This window comes from Cytobacillus sp. MT66 (assembly GCF_058792595.1).
In genome coordinates, this window is sequence record NZ_JBXAFB010000036.1 from 1 (window position 1) to 5,474 (window position 5,474).

6 protein-coding genes and 1 riboswitch are annotated in these 5,474 nt (G+C 34.8%); of the genes, 3 read left to right on the forward strand and 3 right to left on the reverse strand.

Going from position 1 to position 5,474, the window contains the following annotated elements:
- The 3 genes from AC1Q59_RS24600 to AC1Q59_RS24610 all read right to left on the reverse strand — a co-directional run.
- Nucleotides 1–227 (reverse strand): hypothetical protein (locus tag AC1Q59_RS24600; RefSeq protein ID WP_492368503.1); only part of this gene is annotated, 227 nt, incomplete at its 3' end.
- On the reverse strand, nt 224–712 hold the full coding sequence (locus tag AC1Q59_RS24605) for an acyl-CoA thioesterase (protein WP_492368504.1): 489 nt from the start codon (nt 710–712) through the stop codon (nt 224–226). The genes AC1Q59_RS24605 and AC1Q59_RS24600, both read right to left, overlap by 4 nt.
- A gap of 190 nt (nt 713–902) precedes the next feature.
- Nucleotides 903–1,080: riboswitch (cobalamin riboswitch) on the reverse strand.
- 158 nt (nt 1,081–1,238) lie between these two features.
- Entirely contained in the window at nt 1,239–2,078 is an 840-nt protein-coding gene (locus tag AC1Q59_RS24610; protein ID WP_492368505.1) for a cytochrome c oxidase assembly protein, read from the reverse strand.
- A gap of 616 nt (nt 2,079–2,694) precedes the next feature.
- Here AC1Q59_RS24610 and AC1Q59_RS24615 point away from each other — a divergent pair.
- The 3 genes from AC1Q59_RS24615 to AC1Q59_RS24625 all read left to right on the forward strand — a co-directional run.
- Nucleotides 2,695–2,877: a hypothetical protein gene (locus AC1Q59_RS24615; RefSeq protein WP_492368506.1), complete on the forward strand. Its 183-nt coding sequence runs from the start codon at nt 2,695–2,697 to the stop codon at nt 2,875–2,877.
- A gap of 889 nt (nt 2,878–3,766) precedes the next feature.
- On the forward strand, nt 3,767–5,248 hold the full coding sequence (locus tag AC1Q59_RS24620) for a spore germination protein (protein WP_492368507.1): 1,482 nt from the start codon (nt 3,767–3,769) through the stop codon (nt 5,246–5,248).
- A gap of 8 nt (nt 5,249–5,256) precedes the next feature.
- Nucleotides 5,257–5,474: GerAB/ArcD/ProY family transporter (locus AC1Q59_RS24625; protein WP_492368508.1), on the forward strand; the 218-nt coding region annotated here is incomplete at its 3' end.

Genomic DNA, 5,474 nt, shown 5'->3' on the forward strand with positions numbered 1-5,474 from the left:
TTATAATATAGTTCATTTAAATATAAATTTGCTGCTAGGAAGGTCCAGTTCGGTTCCTCCATTGAAATTTGATTTAGCGCATAAAGGAGTGATTGGTCATATAATGTTTCTTTATCCATCCCGGATATTTTTTCATAAAAATCGGACATGTCGAGATTATATTTTTCAGAAGCACTTTTTAATGCGGATAACACAGAATTCATCTCATAACTATAAGTAACACTCATATACGTTTCTCCCCCGAAAATTCGTTTATTTTCAATCGTGTCTTTTTCCTATTTTGGGCACTAAGAAATAGATTTTTTTCTTCTTCTGTTTCCGGGTCAACACCGCTAACAGGCGTTGGTTTCCCGTCACTATCCACTGCAACCATTGTAAGAATGGCTGTTGTGGTTATTGTCCTTTCACCCGTTTCTAGATGCTGGCACTCTACTTTTACGTACACTTCCATTGATGTTCTGCCCGTTGATACTACAACTCCTTCCAAAATTAAAATATCTCCTACCCTGGCAGATGATAAAAAATTAACCGTATCAATGGAAGCTGTAACAACCACCTTTTTACTGTGTTTCATGGCTGTGATCGCCGCTATTTCATCAATGTAGGATAGAACCGTTCCCCCAAAGATGGTTCCCATATGATTTGTATGGGGCGGTAGGACAAGCTTTGTTTGGATGGTTCTTGAAATACTTGCGGGTACTTTTTCTTTCAAACCAAACTCCTCATTTCTTCTAGTAAAATAGCAAATCTTCGAGAGTCCTAGGTTTCTATATTTTTTCAAACAAAAAAGCCCATCAAGGATGATGGGCTTTTTGATAACGTCGAATAATCTAAAAAAACAGCACAAGTCCACTGTAATAGTAAGAATACCGCCGTTATACCTTCCCAACTCCCGAAGAAGATAATACGTAATAAAAATGGCAGGTCTCCTGACTCATGCTTCTTTCTACTCTAAGCCCTTCCCATCCAAAGACAGTGGATATACTTATTTCGTCAGCATTTACAGTTGCGGGTACAGTTCTGGACTTCCACCAGATTCCCTATTAAGTCTATTCAGACACCATTTTCATTGGTTGTTATCTATACTTAGTGTTTATATTAGAAATCTAATACTAAATATTGTATGAATCTAAATATAATATACAATATTTACTTTGACAACTCTTTTTTTACATAATATATAAACAAAGAGACTTCCTAACAATAGCTAGGAAGTTTCTTTGTTATTCACTAGGGACTCAGTTTTTACTAGACGTTCTTTCATGCTTAATCTGAGCATCAGCGATCTCAGTACCTCCCCGTGCTGTTGCCATCAAAGTAATCTTGTGAATCCCCAACATAATAAATCCTGCGGATATTTGATCATATTTTGTATTGAATGGAGGAGGAAGAAAATTTAAGGAAATGGATTGAGAAGGTATGCAAAGATGAGCTGTTAATTGTGTATGGAAGGGGTTGTTTATTCCATCTGTTAAGGCGCTAAAAACGAAAAATAAACAGGCTGGCATTAAAAGAACTCCACTTAAGAATACATAACGCTTTTTTTCCGCCAGATAGAATCGTTGCCTTAGGTCAGGTGACACCAACGGCCACCACATACTAAAAGACAAAATTAATAGCAAAAAAATATATACACTATGAATAAAGGAGTCTTGCGAAAAAATGTTTAGAACAACCGGTAAATGGTATATAAAGAACAATACCGCAAAAACCATTAAGGTAATCCTTGGAGGCAAAAACCATTTCTTTATTTTGTTAACCGTCGGGATTTTTAAAATTCTATGAAATAAGGTGCTGGGAATCCCCATTAAAAGAATAGGCGGAACAACAAAATATAAAATACTCATTTGGATCATGTGTAAACTAAACGAGAGATGACTTATCACTGTAAAAGGACTCCCGATGGTTAAAAATAACAAGACTAAACTAAAGAAAAAGAACAGTGGTTGTTTATGATACATTTTTTGTTCTGTCCAACGATGGACTAATAATGAATATAAAACAGCGATGCATGTCAGGCCAGCTAACAGTGAAGTATTCCACATTAATTGATCTTTAAGTAAAACACCAATATACATGTAATCCTCCTCCAGTTTAAACCCTTCACTATTTTGTTATTAACTTTATATAATTATGTTTGATTCTTTGGTTTATAACAACAAAACTTTACCAAATCAAAGCCAGTGTGTTTACTGCCATAAACTGAACAACGAAAAAAAAGGATCGGTTAATCTTGGCAGATGACAAAACTGAAACAGCTTGTTGTGCTCATTGTGGACTCCTTCGTCACCGTCAATTGGGTGAAGAAGTGTTAGAGACAATATGCCATGATTTTTTTATACATACAACGATTAGTACTCCCTTAACTTGGTATGTCATCGATATCATTCACAATGTTGCATGTTGCCAGCCACACGTACTAAGGTTAAAAAATGGGAACATGCTGAAAAGTTAGAGGTTTTGGCGGAAAAATCTATGGATTACAGGATTCCATGGAAGTGATTTATTAAAAATTGCAAAGTCATACCGGGTGCTGTGGCAAACATAGTTAATGAAGTTGCCGGCAGAGATATCTAAAAACAACAACCCGAACACACATTCTTTCTCGTAGATCTAAGCAATTAGGAAGGAGAAGATTATAAGCGAAAATACATTGATAAGATAATCTACGTAACGCTATTGGTGAGATTGTAAATGCCATTCTACGAAATAAAATGGCATATTTGGAGCGAAGGAACAACTTCCTGTGCTTCTGATGAAGAACAGGGCAAGTCAAAAAATACTATTATATTTGACACCAATAATTTAAATAGTTTTTTCCAGGAGGCAAATATCCGGCTAACCGACTATGCCACTTCAACAGACAATCGCAAATAGAGACTAATCATACTAAATCCTAATGGAATGAAACCATTGACCACGTCAACAATCAACAGGCACTGAATGTGCTACGCAGCTATTATTTAAGGGCGGAAAGAAACAAGATCATTTTGCAGAATCCCATGAAGGATATCCCCGATCTAAAATCGGCGGATGAGGACCAGGAAAAGATTATGCAGCTAACAGAAGATGAGTCTGAAAACTTGCTATATATGAGGCTTTTTTCTCAAAATCCTTCTTAAAAATGCGTATTATTTTCCTAATCTCTTGTTCTTTATACCATCTCTTGGCTTACCCAAGTCCAGTTGGCTAGTTTCTTAAGATTTATTGCAACACAGCAAAAGTTAGCATCACCTGCATGGACAATATTTAAGTCCATTAGGGTCCATCGCATACTTTTCTTTTGCATCCGCAAAGACCAATTAAAAAGGATTCTTTTCGACGTGCATATATTTCTTTACTCTTGTTTATGACGAAGGTGTTCTGCTCTTCTAGATTTACTTCTTAAAAAATTCCTAGGCCTTCTGCTTTTGGGATTTACCAAAATAATTCTATTATTGCAATGGTTAAACCAATTATTAGGTATCCAATGAACCTCATATCTCCAGATCTAAGAAAGTCAGACCACCCATTCTAGAATCTCCATGCGTAAGGACTAACAAATTCCATATGACCAACCGTAAGAATTAAAATAAACGAGTAAATAAATGACATAAAACTAATAAAAATTAGCATTACTATATAAGTATAATCCTCTTAATATAGACACAATAATGGTTTAACGCTGTCCATATGCTGTAATGGTTCACTGTCCTTCTATCCATATTCTGTATAAATTAATTGTTTTTACAGACACTATAAAAAACGGTTGAAGGATATGTTACGAATGACAGAGCGTCATAATAATGATAACTTCCCAGGTTATGAAGAAATTAAATTGATTCTTAATGAATCACCCGACTTGAAGTGTCGAAAGATTGAAGCTGGACAAGAAGGGATTCATATTATTTTCATGAAGAATTTAATTAAGCCAGAGATTCTAAATGAATATGTCATTAAATACATTGAAGGACTTCCTGTAGAATTCTTACATTACACCTATTTAATGAAAAACATACCTATAGATGAAATAAAGGTAAATATAGAGGAACAAGAGGTAATCTCTTCCATATTAAATGGATTTGCTTATATTTATTTCTTAGACGAGAAAAAGGCATTCATTGTGAACTGCGCAAATCCCATTGAACGCTCTATTGAGAAAGCAGAAACAGAATCGTTAGTATATGGACCTAAAATTTCGTTTACAGAATCATTAACTTCTAACGTTAAGATAATAAGACAAAATCTAAAAGATAAAAATTTGTGCACGGATGAAATAAAAATTGGGGAACGCGTTCAAAAGCAAGTAAGAATTGTATATATAAAAGATATTGCGAACGATGACACTCTTCAGACACTTAAGGACAGGATTAATCAATTAAAAACGGAAAATATAATTGACAGTTCCGTTTTGGCTCAATGCCTAGAAGATAATCATTACTCTTTACTTCCACAATTTATTTTAACAGAGCTTCCCGATCGGTTCATCTATTCGATTTTAAACGGCCGAATTGGAGTTTTTATAGATGGTAGCCCAGTAGCCATTATAGGGCCTGCTAATTTTTTCTCATTTTTTGAATCAACAGAAGATATCTATTTGAGATGGTCTTTAAGTACATTTATTCGTTTTATCCGATTATTTGCTATGGTAGGTTCTCTTTTTGTAACAGCCATATATGTGGCTGCCATGACTTATCATTATGAACTTATACCATCTAAATTGTTAATTATCATTGGACAATCACGTTCACAAGTTCCTTTTCCACCCGTATTAGAAGCACTCTTACTAGAATTTTTAATTGAGTTACTTAGAGAAGCTGGGGCCCGCCTTCCTTCGAAAGTAGGTCAAACAATGGGAATTGTAGGAGGAATTGTCATTGGCCAAGCAATGGTTGAGGCAGGGTTAACTAGCAATATTTTAATTATCATTGTTGCATTTAGTGCATTAGGGGCATTTTCGGCTCCTATTTATGAAATGGGCACTGCTGTCAGAATTGCTAGATTTCCAATTATTATTTTAGCAGGTGTTTGGGGGTTAAACGGAATCGTTGTCGGTCTATGTATTCTAATGGTTCACTTGTTAAAATTAACTTCTTTAAATAAACCTTATCTTGCACCTCTATATCCGCTAAGAATGAAAGATTTGCAATATTTTTTAATACGTCTTCCCCACCATTTTTATATGAGACGACCGTTAGTAAATCGACCAAAAGACTCCATTCGCCTAAAAAAGCGATTAAAAAATTTAACAGATTTAGATGAATTTTGAGGTGCAAAATGAAATCAAATATACGTTTTGTTAACGCCTTTATGGCTTTTTTTATCATACACACTTCGCAAATTGGTATGGGGATTCTTGGGGTTCCAAGAATTATGTATCTAGAATCAAAAAAAGATGCTTGGATATCCATTTTACTTTCTGGTTTATTCGTTAGCTTAATTACATGGTTAATGATATCTATCCTAAATAAAAATGAAGGTGGTACTCTATTTGA